The organism is Variovorax sp. PBS-H4 (genome assembly GCF_901827205.1).
Lineage (GTDB): Bacteria > Pseudomonadota > Gammaproteobacteria > Burkholderiales > Burkholderiaceae_C > Variovorax.
The window spans coordinates 3,776,950-3,795,785 of sequence record NZ_LR594675.1 but is presented as its reverse complement, the minus strand read 5'-3'; the positions used below and the strand labels follow the sequence as shown (position 1 = coordinate 3,795,785).

At 66.3% G+C, this 18,836-nt stretch carries 18 protein-coding genes; 9 read left to right on the top strand and 9 right to left on the bottom strand.

Annotated elements, in window-relative coordinates; translation table 11 throughout:
• The 3 genes from E5CHR_RS17980 to E5CHR_RS17970 all read left to right on the top strand — a co-directional run bounded on the left by E5CHR_RS17980 (nt 1) and on the right by E5CHR_RS17970 (nt 1,840).
• The gene (locus E5CHR_RS17980) at nt 1-870 is read left to right on the top strand and encodes a Kdo hydroxylase family protein (RefSeq protein WP_162581102.1); all 870 of its coding nucleotides are present in this window, start codon (nt 1-3) and stop codon (nt 868-870) included.
• A 66-nt stretch (nt 871-936) separates the two neighbouring features.
• Nucleotides 937-1,416, top strand: a complete 480-nt coding sequence (gene greA, locus E5CHR_RS17975) for a transcription elongation factor GreA (protein WP_162581101.1) — start codon at nt 937-939, stop codon at nt 1,414-1,416.
• A gap of 10 nt (nt 1,417-1,426) precedes the next feature.
• Entirely contained in the window at nt 1,427-1,840 is a 414-nt protein-coding gene (locus E5CHR_RS17970) for a DUF4149 domain-containing protein (RefSeq protein ID WP_162581100.1), read from the top strand.
• On the opposite strand, the gene E5CHR_RS17965 is transcribed toward E5CHR_RS17970, so the two are convergent.
• Together E5CHR_RS17965 and E5CHR_RS17960 are read right to left on the bottom strand one after the other, a co-directional pair.
• Entirely contained in the window at nt 1,837-2,607 is a 771-nt protein-coding gene (locus tag E5CHR_RS17965; protein WP_162581099.1) for a glycosyltransferase, read from the bottom strand. The two genes, E5CHR_RS17970 and E5CHR_RS17965, sit on opposite strands and share 4 nt — an antisense overlap.
• Before the next feature lie 3 nt (nt 2,608-2,610).
• Nucleotides 2,611-3,090, bottom strand: a complete 480-nt coding sequence (locus tag E5CHR_RS17960; protein ID WP_162581098.1) for a YhbY family RNA-binding protein — start codon at nt 3,088-3,090, stop codon at nt 2,611-2,613.
• A 20-nt stretch (nt 3,091-3,110) separates the two neighbouring features.
• On the opposite strand from E5CHR_RS17960, the gene E5CHR_RS17955 reads away from it, so the two are divergent.
• The 5 genes from E5CHR_RS17955 to E5CHR_RS17935 all read left to right on the top strand — a co-directional run bounded on the left by E5CHR_RS17955 (nt 3,111) and on the right by E5CHR_RS17935 (nt 8,595).
• Nucleotides 3,111-3,779 (top strand): RlmE family RNA methyltransferase, encoded by a 669-nt coding sequence (locus tag E5CHR_RS17955; RefSeq protein ID WP_162581097.1) that lies wholly within the window; start codon nt 3,111-3,113, stop codon nt 3,777-3,779.
• 161 nt (nt 3,780-3,940) lie between these two features.
• Nucleotides 3,941-5,857, top strand: coding sequence for an ATP-dependent zinc metalloprotease FtsH (ftsH, locus tag E5CHR_RS17950; protein ID WP_162581096.1), 1,917 nt, complete (start codon nt 3,941-3,943; stop codon nt 5,855-5,857).
• Between the two features lie 61 nt (nt 5,858-5,918).
• Complete coding sequence (gene folP / locus E5CHR_RS17945; protein WP_162581095.1) at nt 5,919-6,779, top strand: dihydropteroate synthase; 861 nt, start codon at nt 5,919-5,921, stop codon at nt 6,777-6,779.
• The gene (gene glmM / locus E5CHR_RS17940; RefSeq protein WP_162581094.1) at nt 6,776-8,119 is read left to right on the top strand and encodes a phosphoglucosamine mutase; all 1,344 of its coding nucleotides are present in this window, start codon (nt 6,776-6,778) and stop codon (nt 8,117-8,119) included. Before folP ends, glmM begins: the two co-directional genes overlap by 4 nt.
• Nucleotides 8,116-8,595: a GNAT family N-acetyltransferase gene (locus E5CHR_RS17935; RefSeq protein WP_162581093.1), complete on the top strand. Its 480-nt coding sequence runs from the start codon at nt 8,116-8,118 to the stop codon at nt 8,593-8,595. Before glmM ends, E5CHR_RS17935 begins: the two co-directional genes overlap by 4 nt.
• 182 nt (nt 8,596-8,777) lie before the next feature.
• Here the strand turns inward: E5CHR_RS17935 and E5CHR_RS17930 are convergent, their stop codons facing one another.
• The 5 genes from E5CHR_RS17930 to E5CHR_RS17910 are packed head-to-tail and all read right to left on the bottom strand — an operon-like array spanning nt 8,778 to nt 14,284.
• The gene (locus E5CHR_RS17930) at nt 8,778-10,049 is read right to left on the bottom strand and encodes an acyl-CoA dehydrogenase family protein (protein ID WP_162581092.1); all 1,272 of its coding nucleotides are present in this window, start codon (nt 10,047-10,049) and stop codon (nt 8,778-8,780) included.
• A 36-nt stretch (nt 10,050-10,085) separates the two neighbouring features.
• Entirely contained in the window at nt 10,086-11,174 is a 1,089-nt protein-coding gene (locus E5CHR_RS17925) for a phosphotransferase (protein ID WP_162581091.1), read from the bottom strand.
• A 16-nt stretch (nt 11,175-11,190) separates the two neighbouring features.
• Nucleotides 11,191-11,913, bottom strand: a complete 723-nt coding sequence (locus E5CHR_RS17920) for a Crp/Fnr family transcriptional regulator (protein WP_162581090.1) — start codon at nt 11,911-11,913, stop codon at nt 11,191-11,193.
• Between the two features lie 56 nt (nt 11,914-11,969).
• Complete coding sequence (locus E5CHR_RS17915; RefSeq protein WP_162581089.1) at nt 11,970-12,749, bottom strand: oxepin-CoA hydrolase, alternative type; 780 nt, start codon at nt 12,747-12,749, stop codon at nt 11,970-11,972.
• 14 nt (nt 12,750-12,763) lie between these two features.
• Nucleotides 12,764-14,284, bottom strand: a complete 1,521-nt coding sequence (locus E5CHR_RS17910) for a 3-hydroxyacyl-CoA dehydrogenase (protein WP_162581088.1) — start codon at nt 14,282-14,284, stop codon at nt 12,764-12,766.
• Between the two features lie 151 nt (nt 14,285-14,435).
• Between E5CHR_RS17910 and E5CHR_RS17905 the strand changes: the two genes are divergently transcribed.
• Entirely contained in the window at nt 14,436-16,577 is a 2,142-nt protein-coding gene (locus E5CHR_RS17905; protein WP_162581087.1) for a type IV pilus assembly protein FimV, read from the top strand.
• On the opposite strand, the gene E5CHR_RS17900 is transcribed toward E5CHR_RS17905, so the two are convergent.
• Together E5CHR_RS17900 and E5CHR_RS17895 are read right to left on the bottom strand one after the other, a co-directional pair.
• Nucleotides 16,567-17,739, bottom strand: a complete 1,173-nt coding sequence (locus tag E5CHR_RS17900) for an MFS transporter (protein WP_232062107.1) — start codon at nt 17,737-17,739, stop codon at nt 16,567-16,569. The two genes, E5CHR_RS17905 and E5CHR_RS17900, sit on opposite strands and share 11 nt — an antisense overlap.
• The gene (locus E5CHR_RS17895; RefSeq protein WP_162581086.1) at nt 17,736-18,743 is read right to left on the bottom strand and encodes a D-2-hydroxyacid dehydrogenase family protein; all 1,008 of its coding nucleotides are present in this window, start codon (nt 18,741-18,743) and stop codon (nt 17,736-17,738) included. Before E5CHR_RS17895 ends, E5CHR_RS17900 begins: the two co-directional genes overlap by 4 nt.
• Nucleotides 18,744-18,836: the final 93 nt, after the last annotated feature.

Here is an 18,836-nt window from a genome sequence, read left to right as displayed (position 1 = left end):
ATGGAAACGCAGCTGGTCGAACTCGACCTTGCCGACTGGGCCGGAGCCGCGCCCAACGAAGCATGGATCTCCGCGCTCGAGGCTGGCAAGGTGCTGTACTTTCCCCGGCTGGGCTTCGAACTGCGGGCCGAGGAGCGCGAGCTCCTGACGCCTTCGGTCCTGTCACCGGATGTGCGCAACATCAGCCTGGACGCCGAAGGCCGCATCAAGGGGGTTGCCGGCGACCGGGACCGGCAGCAGGCCGTTGCAGCGATGGTGGGGCGCTTCCGAGGCCGAGCGCGGCAGCTGGTCGATGGCCTGCTGCCGCACTACACGCCGGCGTTGCGGCTGGCGCCGACCAGCTACCGGCCTGCGCAGGTCGAGACGCGCGTACAGTCCTGGCGCGCCGACGACCGCCGGCTGCACATCGATTCCTTTCCCTCGCGTCCGAACTACGGCGAGCGCATCCTGCGTGTCTTCACCAATGTGAACCCTGACGGCAGGCCACGCGTCTGGCGAGTGGGCGAACCCTTCGAGACCGTGGCGGAGCGCTTCCTGCCGCGTGCCAAGCCCTACTCGCGCTGGCAGGCCCGGGTGCTCGAGGCCCTGCATGTGACCAAGTCTTTTCGCAGCGAATACGACCACCTGATGCTGCAACTGCACGATGGCATGAAGTCGGACCTAGACTACCAACAGAACGCCCGGCAGGAAACCGTGCCTTTCCCGCCGGGATCGGTGTGGGTTTGCTTTTCGGACCAGACCTCGCACGCCGTCATGTCCGGCCAGTACATGCTGGAGCAGACGCTGCACCTTCCCGCCGCAAGGCAATACAATCCCCAATCGAGCCCGCTCGCGATCCTGAGCCGGCTGACCGGACGCACGCTCGTCTGATCCTTTTCCTTCCATGAACCGCCGAACGGCAGCGTTCGGCGGTTTCGCTTTCTGGAGAGACAAAACATGGCCAATACGATTCCGATTACCAAGCGCGGCTCCGAAAAACTGCGCGACGAACTGCAGCGCCTGAAGTCCGTTGAGCGGCCCTCGATCATCACCGCGATTGCCGAAGCGCGCGCCCAGGGTGATCTCAGCGAAAACGCGGACTACGACGCGGCCAAGGAGCGCCAGGGCTGGATCGAAGGCCGCATCAAGCAGATCGAAGGCATGCTCTCGAACGCGCAGATCATCGATCCGTCCGAGCTCGACGCAGGCGGCAAGGTCGTCTTCGGATCGACGGTCGAGCTGGAGGACGAGCACACCGGCGAGGCGCTCAAGTACCAGATCGTCGGCGAGGACGAGGCCGACCTGAAGCTCGGCCTGATCAACGTCTCCAGCCCGATCGCCCGCGCGCTGATCGGCAAGGAGGAGGGCGACACCGCCGAGGTGCAGGCGCCGGGCGGCGTGAAGCGCTACGAGATCGTGGGCGTCAGCTACCTCTGATGTCCGAGGAGTGAAAGACCGCATCGCGCTGCTCGTGGCTGCCCTCTGGTGGGGCAGCCTGACGACCATCGGCTTCCTGGTGGTGCCGATGCTTTTCACTCAGCTCGGCAATCCCGCCGTGGCCGGCAACTTTGCCGGGCGACTGTTTTCGGCCCAGAGCTGGGTGGCCCTGGCCTGCGCGCTGGTCTTGCTGACGCACTTCAGATCGAAAGCCCCGGAGCGGATGGACGACAGCTCGAGGATTGCTATGGCCTGGATCCTCGCGGCTCTTCTTCTCGCGCTCCTGCAGGAGTACGCGGTAGCGCCACGCATCCTGGCGCGCGAGAACCTGCGGCTCTGGCATTCACTCGGCAGCGCCATGTACCTGGGACAGTGGCTGTGTACCGGTGTGCTGCTCTGGCGCCAGGGACGCCGCGAAGCCTAGGCGTTCCAGAACTGCGTGATCCAGCGCGCCGGCCGAATAAAGCGAAAGCGCCGGTTCCGGCGCCCTGCCAGCGCATCGGGCGGATTGCATTCCCCGTGGAAAACCATGATTCGCGCGCCCGGCGGCACGAAAGGCTCGCGCCAATAGTTGGTGGGCCATGTGGGGATGCCGTGGTACTTGAAGCTCGGGCACCACTCGGCCGGCCAGTAGTCGAGGAGGCCCTTTCGGTGCATGAAGGCCGACAGGTAAGTCTGCTCGTTGCGGTACTTGGCCTGCACCGCGTCCATGTTCTCGCGGAAGTGCGCCAGCACATCCGGATGTGCGCCGATCTCGAAGCGGTAGACCGAAGAATTGCCGGTGATGCGCCGGCGTCGCCACGGTCGCGCGTAGTCATGAATGATGAGGAACTCGCCCGGATATTCGAAGAAGGCATCGAGGCTGCCAACGATGACTACGTCGAGATCGATGAACAGCGCCCGTCCGCGCAGGCCGTAGAGGTTCTCTTCGAAGGTGGTGAGCTTCTTCCAGGCGCGGTCGACCTGGCCCGGCGCCAGCGCCAGGTCGAGAGGAGGGATCGGAAAGCACTGCACCTCGCTGCGGATACCCTGCGGATCGTCGGTCAGACAGACGAAGTTGAAGTCGCCCGACAGGTGACGGCGCGCCATGGCATAGAGGCGATTGACGTAGTCGGGGCCGTACTTGGTGCCCCACTTCATGCAGAGGATGTGGCGCTGCGGGAGGGCCGCCTGCTGACTTTGGCTCGGCATCCGTCAGTCTGCCTGCCGGCGCTTCTTGACCGAGAGGCTCTTCTTCGGCTTGGCGCGCTTGATGTTGCCGCCAGGGGTAAGCCGCTGATTGCCGAGCACCCGCAAGGTCTTGATCTCGGGCCGCTGGCCGCCGCGCTTGCTGTATTTGATGACCTTGACGTCGCGTGGGCCGGGCATGCGGTCCTCGTCCACTGCGCGCTCCTTCTGGGGCATGGGACGCCAGAGGACCAGCAGCTTGCCGATGTGCTGGATCGGCGCTGCGTTCAGGTCCTCCGCCAGGGCCTGCAGCATGGCCTCGCGCGCCGGGCGGTCGTCCGAGAAGACGCGGATCTTGATCAGGCCGTGGGCCTTGAGCGCGGCGTCGGCCTCGTTCTTGACGGCCGGGGTCAGCCCGTCGCCGCCGATCATGACGATCGGGTTCAGATGGTGCGCTTCTGCGCGATGTACCTTGCGCTGTGCAGGGGTCAGTTGAATGGCGGGCATCCCCGTATTATCGAGTGTCGATGAGTCCCAAACCCAAGAGCAGCAAGGTCAATCGTGCGTGGCTGCACGACCATGTGAACGATCCCTATGTCAAGCTGGCCACGAAGGAGGGCTACCGGGCGCGCGCCGCTTACAAGCTCAAGGAGATCGACGAGGCGCTCGGGCTGATTCGCCCGGGCCAACTGGTGGTGGACCTGGGTTCGACGCCCGGCGCCTGGAGCCAGTACGTGCGGCGCAAGCTGTCGCCCGCCGGTGCAGCGGCGGGGCAGTTGGAAGGGACCATCATCGCGCTCGACATCCTTCCCATGGAACCGATCGAAGGCGTGACCTTCCTGCAGGGCGATTTTCGTGAAACGGAGGTGCTGGCGCAGCTCGAGGAGGTCATGGCAGGCCGGCTGGCGGACGTCGTCGTGTCGGACATGGCGCCCAACCTCTCGGGCATCGCCTCGGCCGACGCTGCACGCATCAGCCATCTGATCGAGCTTGCCATCGACTTTGCCCGCCACCACATGAAGCCCGAGGGCGCGCTGGTTGCCAAGCTGTTCCATGGCAGTGGGTACGCGGAACTGGCTCGCCTGTTCAAGATGAACTTCAGGGTGGTCAAGGCGATCAAGCCAAAAGCGTCCCGCGACAAGTCTGCCGAGACCTTCCTGGTCGGGATCGGCCTGAAGGCTCCCGATACGAATTGAAACGGGCGGGTGTGGGCATTCAGCTCAAAACCGCGCCCGTCCTATGGCTGCTATAGGGAAATTCCGGCATTTCGCAGCTTGAAAAGCCTAAAATGAACGCCAATTGCGTGCCCTAGCGCGTTTTTGTTTTCAGTACCACGCGCTTTCGACTGGAGCTTCGTTTGAACAATCAGTGGTTTTCCAAGGTCGCCGTCTGGCTGGTCATCGCGATGGTGTTGTTCACTGTGTTCAAGCAGTTCGACACCCGCGGCGTCGCCGGCGCCGGCAACATCGGTTATTCCGATTTCCTCGAAGAGGTCCGCGGCAATCGCATCAAGAGCGCCACCATCCAGGAAGGACAGGGCGGCAGCGAGATCGTCGCAATCACCAACGACGACCGGAAGATCCGCACCACTGCCACCTACCTCGACCGCGGCCTCGTCGGCGACCTGATCGCCAACAATGTCAAGTTCGACGTCAAGCCACGCGAAGAAGGCTCGCTGCTCATGACGTTGCTGGTGAGCTGGGGCCCGATGCTTCTCCTGATAGGCGTCTGGGTCTACTTCATGCGGCAGATGCAGGGCGGTGGCAAGGGCGGCGCGTTTAGCTTCGGCAAGAGCAAGGCCCGCATGCTCGATGAGAACAATAACCAGGTCACCTTCGCCGATGTCGCCGGCTGCGACGAGGCCAAGGAAGAAGTGAAGGAAGTCGTCGACTTCCTGAAGGACCCCGCCAAGTTCCAGAAGCTCGGCGGTCGCATTCCCCGCGGCCTGCTGCTGGTGGGCCCTCCAGGCACCGGCAAAACGCTGCTGGCCAAGGGCATCGCCGGCGAAGCCAAGGTCCCGTTCTTCTCGATCTCCGGCTCCGACTTTGTCGAGATGTTCGTCGGGGTGGGCGCCGCCCGTGTGCGCGACATGTTCGAGAACGCCAAGAAGAACGCGCCCTGCATCATCTTCATCGATGAAATCGACGCGGTGGGCCGCCAGCGTGGTGCGGGCCTCGGCGGCGGCAACGACGAGCGCGAGCAGACGTTAAACCAGATGCTCGTCGAAATGGACGGCTTCGAAACCAACCTCGGCGTGATCGTGGTCGCGGCCACCAACCGCCCCGACATTCTCGACGCCGCACTGCTGCGTCCCGGTCGCTTCGACCGCCAGGTTTACGTGACGCTGCCCGACATCCGCGGCCGCGAGCAGATCCTCAATGTGCACATGCGCAAGGTCCCGCTCGGCCAGGACGTGAACCCGAGCATCATCGCGCGCGGTACGCCTGGCATGTCGGGCGCCGATCTTGCCAACCTGTGCAACGAGGCGGCGCTGATGGCCGCGCGCCGCAATGCGCGCGTGGTCGAGATGCAGGACTTCGAGAAGGCCAAGGACAAGATCTTCATGGGCCCCGAGCGCAAGAGCATGGTGATGCCCGAGGAAGAGCGCCGCAATACGGCGTACCACGAGTCCGGCCATGCGCTGATCGGCAAACTGCTGCCCAAGTGCGATCCGGTGCACAAGGTCACCATCATCCCGCGCGGCCGTGCGCTGGGCGTGACGATGAGCCTGCCGGCGCAGGACCGCTACAGCTACGACCGCGAGTACATGCTGAACCAGATCAGCATGCTCTTCGGCGGCCGCATTGCCGAAGAGGTGTTCATGCATCAGATGACCACCGGCGCCAGCAACGACTTCGAGCGCGCTACGCAAATCGCACGCGACATGGTGATGCGCTATGGCATGACCGAGTCGCTGGGCCCGATGGTGTATGCGGAGAACGAAGGCGAAGTCTTCCTTGGCCGCTCTGTCACCAAGACCACCAACATGAGCGAGTCGACCATGCAGAAGGTCGACGCGGAGGTCCGCCGCATCATCGACGAGCAGTACGCCCTGGCGCGCCGCCTGATCGAGGAAAACAGCGACAAGATGCACGCCATGGCGAAGGCATTGCTCGAATGGGAAACCATCGATACTGAGCAAATCGACGACATCATGGCCGGCCGCGAGCCGCGTCCGCCCAAGGACTGGACGCCGCGCACCCCGCCTTCGGGCAGTGGTGGCAACGGTGGCACGCCGGCCGTGAATCCCGACCCGGCGCCCACTGCGGCCTGAGCACGCGGCTCGGGCGATCGACGGGGCCTCTGGCCCCGTTTTTTATGTCCGGACGACCTGTATGACGAGAAGATGGCACACCACGCGCTTCGAAATCGATCTCGCGCAGCCGCGCGTGATGGGTATCGTCAACGTCACGCCTGATTCTTTTTCCGACGGCGGCGCGCATGCCTCGACCAAGGCCGCGCTGCGTCATTGCGTCGAACTCGTGGAAGCGGGAGCCGACATCCTCGACGTGGGTGGGGAGTCCACGCGCCCCGGCAGCCCGGCCGTCCCGCTGGCCGACGAGCTTGCGCGCGTGGTGCCGGTGGTGCGCGAAGCGGTGAAGCTGCAGGTGCCGGTCTCGGTCGACACCTACAAACCTGAGGTCATGCAGGCAGTGCTGGACCTGGGCGCGGACATCGTCAACGACGTGTGGGCGCTGCGCCGGCCGGGGGCGCGCGCGGTGGTAGCAGCCCATCCCAGCTGCGGCATTTGCCTGATGCACATGCATCGCGATCCGCAGACCATGCAGGCGGCGCCGATGGAAGGCGACGTCGTTCCCGCAGTGCGTACCTTTCTCGAGGAACAGGTGCGGGAGCTGCTGGCGCTGAAGGTCGCGTCGGAGCGCATTGTGCTCGACCCGGGCATCGGTTTCGGCAAGACCGTGGCGCAAAATTTCACCCTGCTGGCCCGGCAGCACGAATTGCTCGCCGCGGGGTGGCCGCTGCTCGTCGGCTGGTCGCGCAAGTCTTCGCTGGGGGCGATCACCGGCATCGAGGCGGCGGCCAGGCGCGTGGCGCCGAGCGTCGCGGCGGCTGTGCTGGCCGTCGAGCGCGGGGCATCGATCGTGCGCGTGCATGACGTGCGCGAAACGGTGGCGGCGCTGGCCGTCTGGCGGGCGATGAGATCAGAACAACGAGGACAGGAGTTCCAGACATGACAAGACAATACTTCGGCACCGATGGCATCCGCGGCACGGTCGGCCAGGCGCCCATCACGCCGGACTTCGTGCTGCGCCTCGCCCATGCAGTCGGCCGCGTGCTCAGAAAGGCGGAGGCGCGCCCCTCGGTGCTGATCGGCAAGGACACGCGCATCTCCGGCTACATGCTCGAGTCGGCGCTCGAGTCCGGCTTCAACTCCGCGGGCGTGGACGTGGTGCTGCTGGGGCCGTTGCCGACGCCTGGGGTGGCCTACCTGACGCGCGCCCAGCGGGCGAGCCTCGGGGTGGTGATCAGCGCCAGCCACAACCCCTATCCGGACAACGGCATCAAGTTCTTCAGCGCCCAAGGCACCAAGCTCAGTGACGAATGGGAGCTGGCCGTCGAGGCCGCGCTGGAAGAGCCGCCCTCCTGGGCCGACTCCGCCCAGCTCGGCAAGGCGCGCCGCCTCAACGACGCACCAGGCCGCTACATCGAATTCTGCAAGAGCACCTTCGCCAACGACCTCACGCTGCGCGGCCTCAAGCTGGTCGTCGACGGTGCACACGGCGCGGCCTACCAAGTGGCGCCGAACGTCTTCCACGAACTCGGCGCGGATGTGATCAGCATCGGCTGCGCGCCGGACGGCCTCAACATCAACAAGGACGTAGGCGCCACGCATCCCCAGGCGCTGATCCAGGCGGTGCGGGCCCATAACGCCGACTACGGCATCGCGCTGGACGGCGACGCCGACCGGCTGCAGCTGGTCGATGCGAGCGGCCGCCTGTTCAATGGCGACGAACTGCTCTACCTGATGGCAGTGGAGCGCACCGCCCGCGGCGAGCAACTGGCCGGCGTCGTCGGCACGCTGATGACCAACAAGGCCGTGGAGATCGCGCTGCGCGGACGGGGCATCGAGCTGGTTCGTGCGCGCGTGGGCGACCGCTATGTGCTGGAGGAGCTCGAGAAGCGCCACTGGCTGCTGGGCGGCGAAGGTTCCGGCCATCTGCTGGCGCTGGACCGCCACACCACGGGCGACGGCATCGTGAGCGCACTGCAGGTGCTGCAGGCCTGCCAGCGCAGCGGCAAGAAGATCGGCGAGCTGTTGGCCGATCTCACGCTGTTCCCGCAGACGCTCATCAATGTACGCCTGACTGGCAATCAGGATTGGAAGGACGACAAGAAACTGGCGGCCGAGATCCGGCGTGCCGAGGCCGAATTGGGCAATGCAGGCCGCGTGCTGATCCGTGCGAGCGGCACGGAGCCGCTGCTGCGCGTGATGGTGGAGGCCCGCGACGCGGCGCAGGCCGAAGCCTGCGCGCAGCGCCTGGCAGCGGCGGTGGCAGCGGGATCTGCTGCGTGATCGAGGTCCTGGTCGCAGATTACCGGAATCCGGCGCACGCGCGTGCTCTGGTCGAACTTCTCGACAGTTATGCGCGCGATCCGGCCGGCGGCGGAGCGCCGCTGCCCCCGCAGGTGCTGGCTGGCTTGCCCGAGGCACTGGCCGCGCGGCCGCAGGCCTTCAGTGTGTTGGCCTACGACGGCGAGCAGGCCGTCGGCCTCGTGAACTGCATCGAAGGCTTTTCGACCTTCGCCTGCAAGCCGCTGGTGAACGTGCACGATATGGTGGTGCTGCCCACCCATCGCGGCCAGCGCATCACCCAGCGCATGCTGGCGCGCGTGGAGCAGGAGGCGCTTGCACGCGGTGCCTGCAAGCTCACGCTGGAGGTGCTGTCGGCCAATCACAGTGCGCTGCGCGCGTACAAACGCGAAGGCTTCGCCAACTACCAGCTCGACCCAGCCTTCGGCGAAGCCATGTTCCTGCAAAAGAAGCTGTGAACTGGCTTTCCCCCAGGTTGGCTCGCTTCGTCTAGCTGCCCTGCGTGCTACGGCCAGAGGCCTCGCCCTTCAGGCCGTCCAAGCCTGCGCAGGCAGGCTTGGAGCCGCGGCCTTCAGCCCCCTCTCACCGGGGGCAACACCGGCGGCCCGGCATAGCCGGTTCCGCGGTGTTCCTGGCACAGTCAGAAGCGGGTCACGGGCATTTCGTCGTCGCCTTTTGCGGTGCCGTATTTGCCCAGCTCCCACTTGGCGATCGCGTTGCGGTGCACCTCGTCCGGGCCGTCGGCGAAGCGCAGCGTACGGGCGCCCGCATAGGCATACGCGAGCGGGAAGTCATCGCTCATGCCGCCGCCGCCGTGCACCTGCATGGCCCAGTCGATCACCTGGCAGGCCATGTTGGGGGCCACGACCTTGATCATCGCGATCTCCGTCTTGGCCACCTTGTTGCCGGCCACGTCCATCAGCCAGGCCGCCTTGAGCGTGAGCAGGCGCGCCATGTCGATCTTGCAACGCGCCTCGGCAATACGCTCCTGCGTGACTGTTTGCGACGCCACGGTCTTGCCGAAGGCCACGCGTGACGAGGCGCGCTTGCACATCAGCTCGAGTGCACGTTCGGCCAGGCCGATCAGGCGCATGCAGTGGTGGATGCGTCCCGGCCCGAGGCGGCCCTGGGCGATCTCGAAGCCGCGGCCTTCGCCGAGCAGGATGTTGTCCACCGGCACGCGCACGTTCTCGAAGTACATCTCGACGTGGCCGTGCGGCGCGTCGTCGTAACCCATCACGTTCAGCGGGCGAACGATGCGGATGCCCTTGGCATCGGACGGCACCACCACCATGCTCTGCTGGGAGTGGCGCGGCGCGTCGGGATCGGTCTTGCCCATGGTGATGAACACCTTGCACCGCGGATCGGCCGCACCGGAGATCCACCACTTGTGGCCGTTGATCACGTATTCGTCGCCTTGCCGCTCGATGCGCGTCGAGATGTTGGTCGCATCGCTCGAAGCGACTTCGGGCTCGGTCATCGCGAAAGCGGAACGGATCTCGCCTTCGAGCAGCGGCTTGAGCCAGCGCGCCCTGATGTCATCGGAGCCGTAGCGGGCAATGGTTTCCATGTTGCCCGTGTCCGGCGCCGAGCAATTGAAGGCTTCGCTGGCCCATGGCACCCGGCCCATGATCTCGGCAAGCGGCGCGTATTCCTGGTTCGTGAGGCCCGCGCCCTTGTAGCCGGAGACCTCGGCGCTGTCGACCGGCAGGAACAGGTTCCACAGGCCTTGCGCCTTGGCCTTCTGCTTGAGCTTCTCGACCGTCTCGAGCGCGCTCCAGCGCTTGCCGGCCGCGGTGTTGGCGGCCAGCTCGGCCGTGTATTCGGCCTCGGCGGGGTAGATGTGGTCTTCCATGAAGGCAGTGACGCGCTTCTGCAAGTCTTTGGTCTTGGCCGAGTAGTCGAAATCCATGGAGTCTCCTGTGGGCTGAGGTGAGGTCGGGGCCGGTCAGGCCCGCTGCGCAAACTGCCAGGCCATCTCGGCCATCGGCCGCGCCCCGCGCCCGGAGGCCACGGCCTGTTCGCTCGACGCGGTACCCGCTTCGACGCGCTTGGCGATTCCCTGCAGGATCGCAGCCATGCGGAAGAGGTTGTAGGCCTGGTAAAAATTCCAGTCGGGCGCCAGTGCTTCGGGCGTGGTGAGACCCGTGCGCTCGCAGTATTTGCGGATGTACTCGCTCTCGGTCGGGATGCCCAGGCTCTCCAGGTCCAGGCCGCCGATGCCACGAAACGAGCCCGGCGCGATGTGCCAGGACATGCAGTGATAGCTGAAGTCAGCCAGAGGATGGCCGAGCGTGGACAGCTCCCAGTCGAGTACGGCGATCGCGCGCGGCTCGGTGGCGTGGAACATCAGGTTGTCGAGCCGGTAGTCGCCATGGACGATGGAGGTCATCTTCTCGTCTCGCGCGCTTTCGGGCATGTGGAGCGGCAGCCACTCCATGAGCCGGTCCATCTCGGGGATCGGCTGTGTGATCGAGGCCACGTATTGCCTGCTCCAGCGGCCGATCTGCCGCTCGAAGTAGTTGCCCGGCTTGCCGTAGTCGGCCAGGCCGCGCTCGGCGAACTTCACGGTGTGCAGCGCGGCGATGACGCGGTTCATCTCCTCGTAGATGGCCGCGCGCTCGGCGTTGCTCATGCCGGGAAGGGACTGGTCCCACAGCACCCGCCCTTCCATGAACTCCATCAGGTAGAAGGCGCGGCCGATGATGCTCTCGTCCTCGCACAGGCAAACCATGCGAGGCACGGGTACGTCGGTGCCGGCAAGGCCGCTCATGACCTTGAACTCGCGCTCGATCGCATGGGCCGAAGGCAGCAGCTTGGCGACCGGGCCCGGCTTGGCGCGCATGACGTAGCTCTGCGTCGGCGTGTTGAGCTTGTAGGTCGGATTTGACTGCCCGCCCTTGAACATCTCGACTGTGAGCGGGCCCTTGAAACCGTCGAGCTTCGCTTCCAGCCAGGCGGTCAGCGCATCGACGTCGAAGACATGCTGCTGGGAAACGGCGCGGGTGCCGACGAAGTTGTCGAAGTCCTGGGTCATGTGTCTGGGTTCTGTGTTATTGGTCGTCGGCTTCCGAGATGCGCATGAGTGCCGCGCGGTCCAGCACCACCAGTCCGCCGGGCTCGATGCGGATGGCCTGCTCGCGTTCCATCGCCTTGAGCTCCTGGTTGACGCGTTGGCGCGAGGCGCCCAGCAGCTGCGCCAGCTCTTCCTGCGCCAGGTGCAGCCCGATCCGCATCTGGCTGCCGTCCGCGAGGTTGGGCACCCCATAGCTGCGCACCAGGTGGATGAGCTGCTTGGCAAGGCGCGCGCGCAGCGGCAGTGTGTTGAGGTCTTCGACCAGGCCGAACAGTTGGCGGATGCGGCGCGCCTGCAACCGCATCAGTGCCTCGTAGAGCTCTATATGGCTGGCAAGGATCTTCTGGAAATCGGCGCGCGCCACGCACACGATCGTCGTGTCGCCGTGTGCATAGGCATCGTGCGTACGCCGGTCGCCGTCGAATATCGCGACGTCGCCGAACCAGATGCCCGGCTCCACGTAGGTCAGCGTCACCTGCTTGCCGGACACCGTGGTCGAGCTCACGCGCACCGCGCCTTTGGCACAGGCGATCCACTGCTCGGGCGGATCGCCGCGCGCGCAAATCAGCTCGCCGTCCTTGTAGCGCTTGACGAAGGTGCATCGAAGAATGTCGTGACGCAGGGAAGGGGAGAGAGAAGAGAACCAGCGACCACCATTGATCGCCTCGCGTTCTTCGATGGTAAGAATGGGCTCGTCCATGAACTGTCCTGTGCGTGACTGGAAATGCTCGCGCTTGTCGCCCGAGCGACCCGGCTCTACTCGTAGCGCGGCGTCTCTTTGGCGAGAAAGGCAGCGATGCCGATGCCGGCGTTCGGGTGGTGCAGGTTTCGCACGAAGTGGTCGCGCTCCTGCGACAGCTGCGCTGCGAGCGTGGCGCCTCGCGCCTCGGCGAGGAGCTCCTTGATGCTCGCGAGCGAGTTGGGCGCGCGCGCATTGAGCCGGTTGGCGAGGGCGAGGGCCGCCGACAGGGCCTGGCCGCTCTCGGTCACCTCGTTGACGAGGCCGAGCGCGTGCAGGCGCGCCGCGTCGATGCGCCCGCCCAGCATCAGCCATTCGCTCGCGATCTGGCGTGGGAGGGATTGCGCCAGGTGCCAGCTCAGGCCGCCGTCCGGCGAAAGCGCCACGCTGCTGTAGGAGGCCGCGAACACGGCGTCGCGGGCCGCAACGATGAAGTCGCAGGCCACGGCCAGCGAAAAGCCGGCGCCGGCCGCCGCGCCCTCGACAGCCGCGATCACCGGCTTGGGGAAGGTGCGGATCGAATCGATCCAGTTGTGCAGCGCCTCGATGCTCTCGGCCTGGACGGCGGGCTCGCGCTCGCGGTTGGCCGACAGGCGCTGCAGCGATCCCCCGGCGCAAAACCATGCGCCTTCGCCCACCAGCACCACGCTGCGCACCTCGTCGCTGTTCTCGGCACCGTTCAGCGCCTCGATGCCCGCGGCGTACATCTCGGGGCCGAGCGCGTTGCGCTGCGAGGGATTGGAGAGCGTGAGCACCATGGTGCCGCCTTCGCTCGTGCTTTTCAGTTCTGCGCTCATTCGATGCTCGCCTCCTAGGCTTCGGTATGGGTAAGGCTCAGGCCCAGCGCGCCACGCCGGCGCAGCCAGGGGCTGGGGCGGTAGCGCGGATCGCCGTACACGGTCTGAAGGTTGAACAGGACTTCGAGCACGTTGGTCGGGCCATACAGGTCGCCCATTGCCAGCGGCCCCTGCGGATAGCCGAGGCCCAGCCTCACGGCCACGTCGAGATCGGCAGGCGAACAGACCTGCTGCTGGCACATATCGGCCGCGATGTTCACGATGGTGCCGATCACGCGCTGGGTGACGAAGCCGCCGCTGTCGCGGATCACGCTCACGGGTTTGCCGTCGCTCGCGAACAAGGCATGGGCGATGTCGCGCATGTCGTGCCGCGTCGCCGGGTTGGTGGCGAGCACGCGGCGCTTCGTGGCTGCGTCGTCCACCATCAGGTCGATGCCGACCGTGCGCGTCGCATCGAGTCGCTCGACCGCAGCCACGGTGGTGACGTCGAAGCCCAGGGGCGCCACCAGGATCAGCGCGGCGGAGGAGGGCGTGGCCCCGCTTTCCAGCTGGGCGCCCAGCGTGTGCACCAGCTTCAGCAACTCCGGCCGCCGTGCCGCGCGGGGGGACACCCAGACGGCTGGGTACCCGTCCAGCGCGGGAGCAGGCGGCTCGGGCGCTTGCTGCGCAACGCCGTCGACATACCGATAGAAGCCTTCCCCCGTCTTGCGCCCGAGCGCACCAGCCGCGAGCCGCTGCGCGGTGATGACGCTCGGCCGGAAGCGAGGCTCCTCGTAATACTGGTGGTAGATCGACTCCATGACGGGGTGGGACACGTCGAGCGCCGTGAGGTCCAGCAGCTCGAAGGGGCCGAGGCGGAAGCCCGCCTGGTCCTTGAGGATGCGATCGATGGTCGCGAAGTCCGCCACGCCTTCGCCGGCGATCCGCAGCGCCTCGGTGCCGTAGCCGCGCCCGGCGTGGTTGACGATGAAGCCCGGCGTGTCCTTGGCCTGCACGGCGGTGTGGCCCATCTGCGAGGCATAGGTGGCGAGCTGCCGGCAAAGCTCGGGATCGGTCTTGAAGCCGGCCACCACCTCGACCACTTTCATCAGCGGCACGGGATTGAAGAAGTGAAAGCCCGCCATGCGCTGCGGCCGCGCCAGCGCGGCTGCAATGGCGGTGACTGAAAGCGAAGATGTGTTGGTTGCCAGCACGGCCGAAGGTGCCACCACCGCTTCGAGTTCGCGGAACAGGCCGCGCTTGACCTCGAGGTCTTCGACGACCGCCTCGATCACCAGGTCACAGCCGGCCAGCGCCTGCAGCGAATCGACCGCGCGCACGCGTCCCGACAACGCATCGCGCTGCGCCTCGTCCAGCTTGCCCTTCTCATGAAGCTTGTGCCACTGGGCCACGACGGCATCCCGCCCACGCGCGGCGGCGCCTTCAAAGCTGTCCAGAAGCATCACTTGGCTGCCGGCCTGCGCGGCAATTTGGGCAATGCCTCGCCCCATCGCGCCAGCCCCGATGATCCCTACGTTGGAAAAGTGCACAGTCATTTAATAATTGTCTCTCGCTAAATCTGGCAGCGCGGGCGCGCATGCCAGAATGTGTCTACTTTCGATTACCTTTTCAGCTTTACTCATTTTGCAACCACCACGTTTGGCTGCGGCCCTGTTTCTACTCGGGTTCGCACTTGAATCGTCTGGATTGACGATCGGGCGGCCGCAAGGGGCCGTCTGGATCGGCAAGCCCCTGGATATCGTGGTCCCGCTGTCGCTAGATGATGCCGAAGCCGGCGGCGGGCTATGCATGGAAGCCGAGGTGGTGCAGGGCGATCTGCGCATCCCCGACCAACGCGTGACGATATCGCTCGAGCCTGGGCGCAGTGCCGCCAATTCGCGCATGCGCATTCGTTCGACCGTCGCAATCGACGAACCGGTGGTCAACGTGAACGTGCGGGCGGGCTGCGAAACGCGCTCCACGCGCAGCTACGTGCTGCTTGCCGATGTGCCCACGGAGGCCGCGCTGCCGAGTGTCGCCGTGACCCGCCCGCGGCCCGAGGCGGAGGCGCCTGCCGCGCTGCGCGGACCGCAGCGTGCGTCTCCACGCGATGCGGGGGTGGGCGCCTCGTCTGGTTCCGACGGCGCGGCACCCGTGCGGCGCAGCGGCGTTGCTGCCGCTGCGGCCGTGGGCATCCCGGACAGTCAGACGCAGCCGCCGCGCCGAAGCGTCGCGCCACCGCCACGCAGGCCTGCCGCAGCGCAAGCCCGGCCGCCCGCAACGCCGCGTGCCGCAGCTGTGCCGGCCGCATCGGCTGCGCCAGCTGCGCCAGCTGCACCGGCCACTGCACGCGCCGCTGCGCCGATCGGACCGCGCTTGCAACTCGAGCCGGTGGAGCCAGTCCCGACCGCGGCCCCAGGTCTCAAGACCACCACACAACTGACGCTGCCCGCGGCCGAGGACGCTGCGCGCCGCAGCGCCGCCGCTGCGGAATGGCGTGCACTCAATGCCCAGCCCGAGGCGGCGCAGCGCGAGGCCCAGCGCATGCAGACGCTGGAAGCCACGCTGACCGCGCTGCGCGAGCAGACAGCGCAAAACCAACGCGCCCTGCTGGAACTGCGCACCGAGCTGGCACAGGCGCGGGAGGACCGCTATCGCAATCCGCTCGTCTATGCCTTGATCGGCCTGCTGCTGCTTGCGCTGATTGCCATCCTGCTGTTGTGGCGCCAGATCGCCCGCCGCGCCGAGCCGGCATGGTGGCGTGAGCCAGCGTCCAAGGCCGACGCGGGACCCACACAACCCAGCGCGTTGGGTGCATTGCTCGACGATGATGAAGACGGCGAGCGCTCCGGCCGCCGCCGCAGCGCGAACGCCACCAGTTTCGGGGCGGCCACGTTCGCGGACCTGGACCCTGACGACAGTGGCTTCGGCGATTCGCAGCCGCATCCGCGTGCGGTGGACAGCATGCCGTCGAGGCCGGTCAATACCGAAGAACTCTTCGATGTCCAGCAGCAGTCCGACTTCTTCCTCTCGCTGGGCCAGCACGACCAGGCCATCGCGGTCCTGCGTGAGCACATTGCCACCAATCCCGGTACCAGCGCCCTGGCGTACCTGGACTTGCTGCGCATCTACCATTCGCTGGACCGCAAGGATGACTATGCGCGCCTGGCGGAAGAGTTCGAACGCGCCTTCAATGCCGATGTCCCGGCTTTCGAGCAATTCAACGAGACAGGCAAGGGGCTCGAGCACTATCGCAGTGCGCTGGCGCGCATCGAATCCCAGTGGCCAGCCCCGGGCACCTTGGCACTGATCGAGGAATTGATCTTCCGCAAACCCGGCGCGAACGAGGACGAGGCCTTCGACCTCGCGGCGTACCAGGAACTGCTGCTGCTCTATTCGGTCGCCAAGGAGGTCATCGAACCGGGCAATGCGTCACCCGTGCCCGTGACGCAGCCTGCCTTCGTCGACACCTTCGGCCATGAGCAACTCGCCACCACGCCCGCGCCGCTCGAAGCGAGGGCCCAGCCCGAGATGGTCGAGAACGGGCCGGTCCTGCCGGACTCGATCTACGGCGCGATCGACGACACGCTGGAACACGAGACCGTGTTGGCGTCCGTTGGCGGCGTCCCCGCACCCGATGCACCAGAGCGCGAGCCGCGGCACACCGCCCAGCCCGATGCCAGCCTGGATCTGGCCGAGTTCGACAAGACGGCCTTCGAGACCATGCGGGCTCCGTTGCAGGAACCGCCGCCGCCACCCGCGCCATCCACCGACCCGCATGTGATCGATTTCGAACTCTTCGATCCGGACACCGAAGCCGAGATCGCGCCCAAACCCCTCAAGCGCTGAAGGCCGCGGTGCGGTTCTGGGCCCGGTCGATGCCCAGGCTCAGCAACAGCGCACACACCAGCATTGCGAAACCTGTCCAGCTCATCCAGGCAAAAGCGTCGCGTGCCAGCAGCCAGCCGCCTGCTGCTGCGCCCACGGCCTGACCCACGTAGATCCCGGAACTGTTGAGGGCCACCGACCCGGGCGCGAGCACGGGCGCCATCGACACCAGCCTCGCTTGCTGCGCTGAATTGGCCGCGAAGCAGCCCAGGCCCCAGGGAACCAGGATGATGGCCAGCCCGCCAAGCGTGACGCCGAGCGGCCACAGGAGCAGGCTCAGCGCAATCAGCGCGGTGGTGACGAGCACCATTCGCGGAGCACCCACGCGATCGATGGCCTGGCTCACGAGCATGTTGCCCAGCAGGCCGCAGACGCCGAACCAGCCCCACACGAGACCCAGCGTCGTGGCGTCGGCGCCGACGGTCTCGCGCAGCACGGGCGCGAAGTAGCTCATCAGCACGAACTGGCCCGACCCCTGCAGCGCGGTGACGGCCACCACGCCCATCAGCAGCGGGCTCTTGAGCACCTGTGCCCAGGCGGCGCGCGTCAATGCTTGCGGGCGGATACCGCTCGGCAGCTGGTGCCAGATCCAGACCGCGCTCAACAGCGACAGCACCGCGATCGCGGCGAAGGCGGTGCGCCAGCCGAAATGCCCGCCGATCAAGGCGCCCAGCGGCAGGCCGAGGACCGAGGCCATGGACCAACCGAGAAAGACGAAGGTCACGGCGCGGCCCCGCTGCTCCAGCGGCACCAGCAGGCCGACGCAGGCCGCTGCCTGAGGCGTGAAGATCGCAGGCGAGATGACGGTCAGCATGCGCACAGCCAGCAACCCGCCAAAGCTCGGCATCAGCGTCGCGAGGAGATGGCCGGCTGCGTACCACAGCATGCTGCAGGCGAGCAGCAGCCGCCGGTCCCAGCCTGCGACCGCGGCGGCCAGCAACGGCGCGCCAAAGCACACCACTGCTGCCCCTGCGGTGATCAATTGGCCCGCCGTGGCCGCGCTGACCTGCAAGGAATTGCTGAGCTCGTTGAGTGTGCCCGGCACCACCATGACCCCGGTGCCGATTACAAAGTTGCCTGCCAGCAAGGCCCAGAGGGACGCTGGCAGAGCCGCGCGCTTCAACGTCGCACCTGCAGCGCGCCTGGATTGACGATGTTGGTCGGGTTGCCCTTGATGAAGCTGACGACGTTATCGAAAGCCTGGCCGAAATACATCTCGTAGCTGTCCTGCTCGACATAGCCGATGTGCGGCGTGCAGATGCAGTTCTCCAGACGCAACAGAGCGTGGCCCTGCAGCGGCGGCTCGCTCTCGAAGACGTCGATCGCCGCGAGCCCCGGCCGCCCCCGGTTCAGCGCGGCGAGCAAGGCATCCTGTTCCATCAACTCTGCGCGCGAGGTGTTGACGAAAAGCGCCGTGGGTTTCATGCGCGAGAGGTCCTCGAGCGTGACCAGGCCCCGGGTTTCCTCGGTCAGCCGCAGATGGATCGACAGGACGTCGGCCGTGTCAAAGAAGGCTTCGCGGTTCGGCGCCACCTGAAAGCCGTCCGAGCGGGCGCGGGCACAGCTCTCATCGCGGCCCCAGATCACCACCTGCATGCCGAAAGCCTGGCCGTAGCGCGCCACCAACTGGCCGATGCGGCCATAGCCCCAGATGCATAGCGTCTTGCCCTTGAGTACCGAGCCAAGGCCGAAGTTCGGCGGCATGGATGCGGACTTGAGCCCCGATTGCTGCCATGCGCCATGCTTGAGGTTGCTGATGTACTGCGGCAAGCGGCGCATCGCCGCCATGATCAGCGCCCAGGTGAGCTCGGCCGGTGCCAGCGGGGAGCCCGAGCCCTCGGCGACGGCTACGCCATGCTCGGTGCAGGCATTGACGTCGATATGCTGACCGGCCCGCCCCGTTTGCGAGATCAGCTTGAGCTTTGGGAGCTTTTCGATCAGTTGGCGCGAGATCTGGGTGCGTTCGCGGATCAGCACGATCACGTCGGCATCCTTGAGCCTCACCGAGAGCTGTCCGATGCCCTTGACCGTGTTGGTGTAGACCTTGGCCGCATACGCGTCGAGCTTGGCGGCGCAGCGCAGTTTGCGCACTGCGTCCTGATAGTCGTCGAGGATCACGATGTTCATGGCGTGCCATTGTGCCTCGCACCACCCGGCGGCTTGCGCGCCATGCGTCAGAAGCGTAGGGCGCTCCTGGGACATGCCACGCGTCAGGGGGCT

What these genes read in the sequence shown, in the direction of transcription:
- E5CHR_RS17980 (WP_162581102.1), top strand. Translation starts at nt 1, where the DNA reads ATGGAAACGCAGCTGGTCGAACTCGACCTTGCCGACTGGGCCGGAGCC.
- greA (WP_162581101.1), top strand. Translation starts at nt 937, where the DNA reads ATGGCCAATACGATTCCGATTACCAAGCGCGGCTCCGAAAAACTGCGC.
- E5CHR_RS17965 (WP_162581099.1), bottom strand. Translation starts at nt 2,607, where the DNA reads ATGCCGAGCCAAAGTCAGCAGGCGGCCCTCCCGCAGCGCCACATCCTC.
- E5CHR_RS17960 (WP_162581098.1), bottom strand. Translation starts at nt 3,090, where the DNA reads ATGCCCGCCATTCAACTGACCCCTGCACAGCGCAAGGTACATCGCGCA.
- E5CHR_RS17955 (WP_162581097.1), top strand. Translation starts at nt 3,111, where the DNA reads ATGAGTCCCAAACCCAAGAGCAGCAAGGTCAATCGTGCGTGGCTGCAC.
- folP (WP_162581095.1), top strand. Translation starts at nt 5,919, where the DNA reads ATGACGAGAAGATGGCACACCACGCGCTTCGAAATCGATCTCGCGCAG.
- glmM (WP_162581094.1), top strand. Translation starts at nt 6,776, where the DNA reads ATGACAAGACAATACTTCGGCACCGATGGCATCCGCGGCACGGTCGGC.
- E5CHR_RS17930 (WP_162581092.1), bottom strand. Translation starts at nt 10,049, where the DNA reads ATGGATTTCGACTACTCGGCCAAGACCAAAGACTTGCAGAAGCGCGTC.
- E5CHR_RS17925 (WP_162581091.1), bottom strand. Translation starts at nt 11,174, where the DNA reads ATGACCCAGGACTTCGACAACTTCGTCGGCACCCGCGCCGTTTCCCAG.
- E5CHR_RS17920 (WP_162581090.1), bottom strand. Translation starts at nt 11,913, where the DNA reads ATGGACGAGCCCATTCTTACCATCGAAGAACGCGAGGCGATCAATGGT.
- E5CHR_RS17915 (WP_162581089.1), bottom strand. Translation starts at nt 12,749, where the DNA reads ATGAGCGCAGAACTGAAAAGCACGAGCGAAGGCGGCACCATGGTGCTC.
- E5CHR_RS17910 (WP_162581088.1), bottom strand. Translation starts at nt 14,284, where the DNA reads ATGACTGTGCACTTTTCCAACGTAGGGATCATCGGGGCTGGCGCGATG.
- E5CHR_RS17895 (WP_162581086.1), bottom strand. Translation starts at nt 18,743, where the DNA reads ATGAACATCGTGATCCTCGACGACTATCAGGACGCAGTGCGCAAACTG.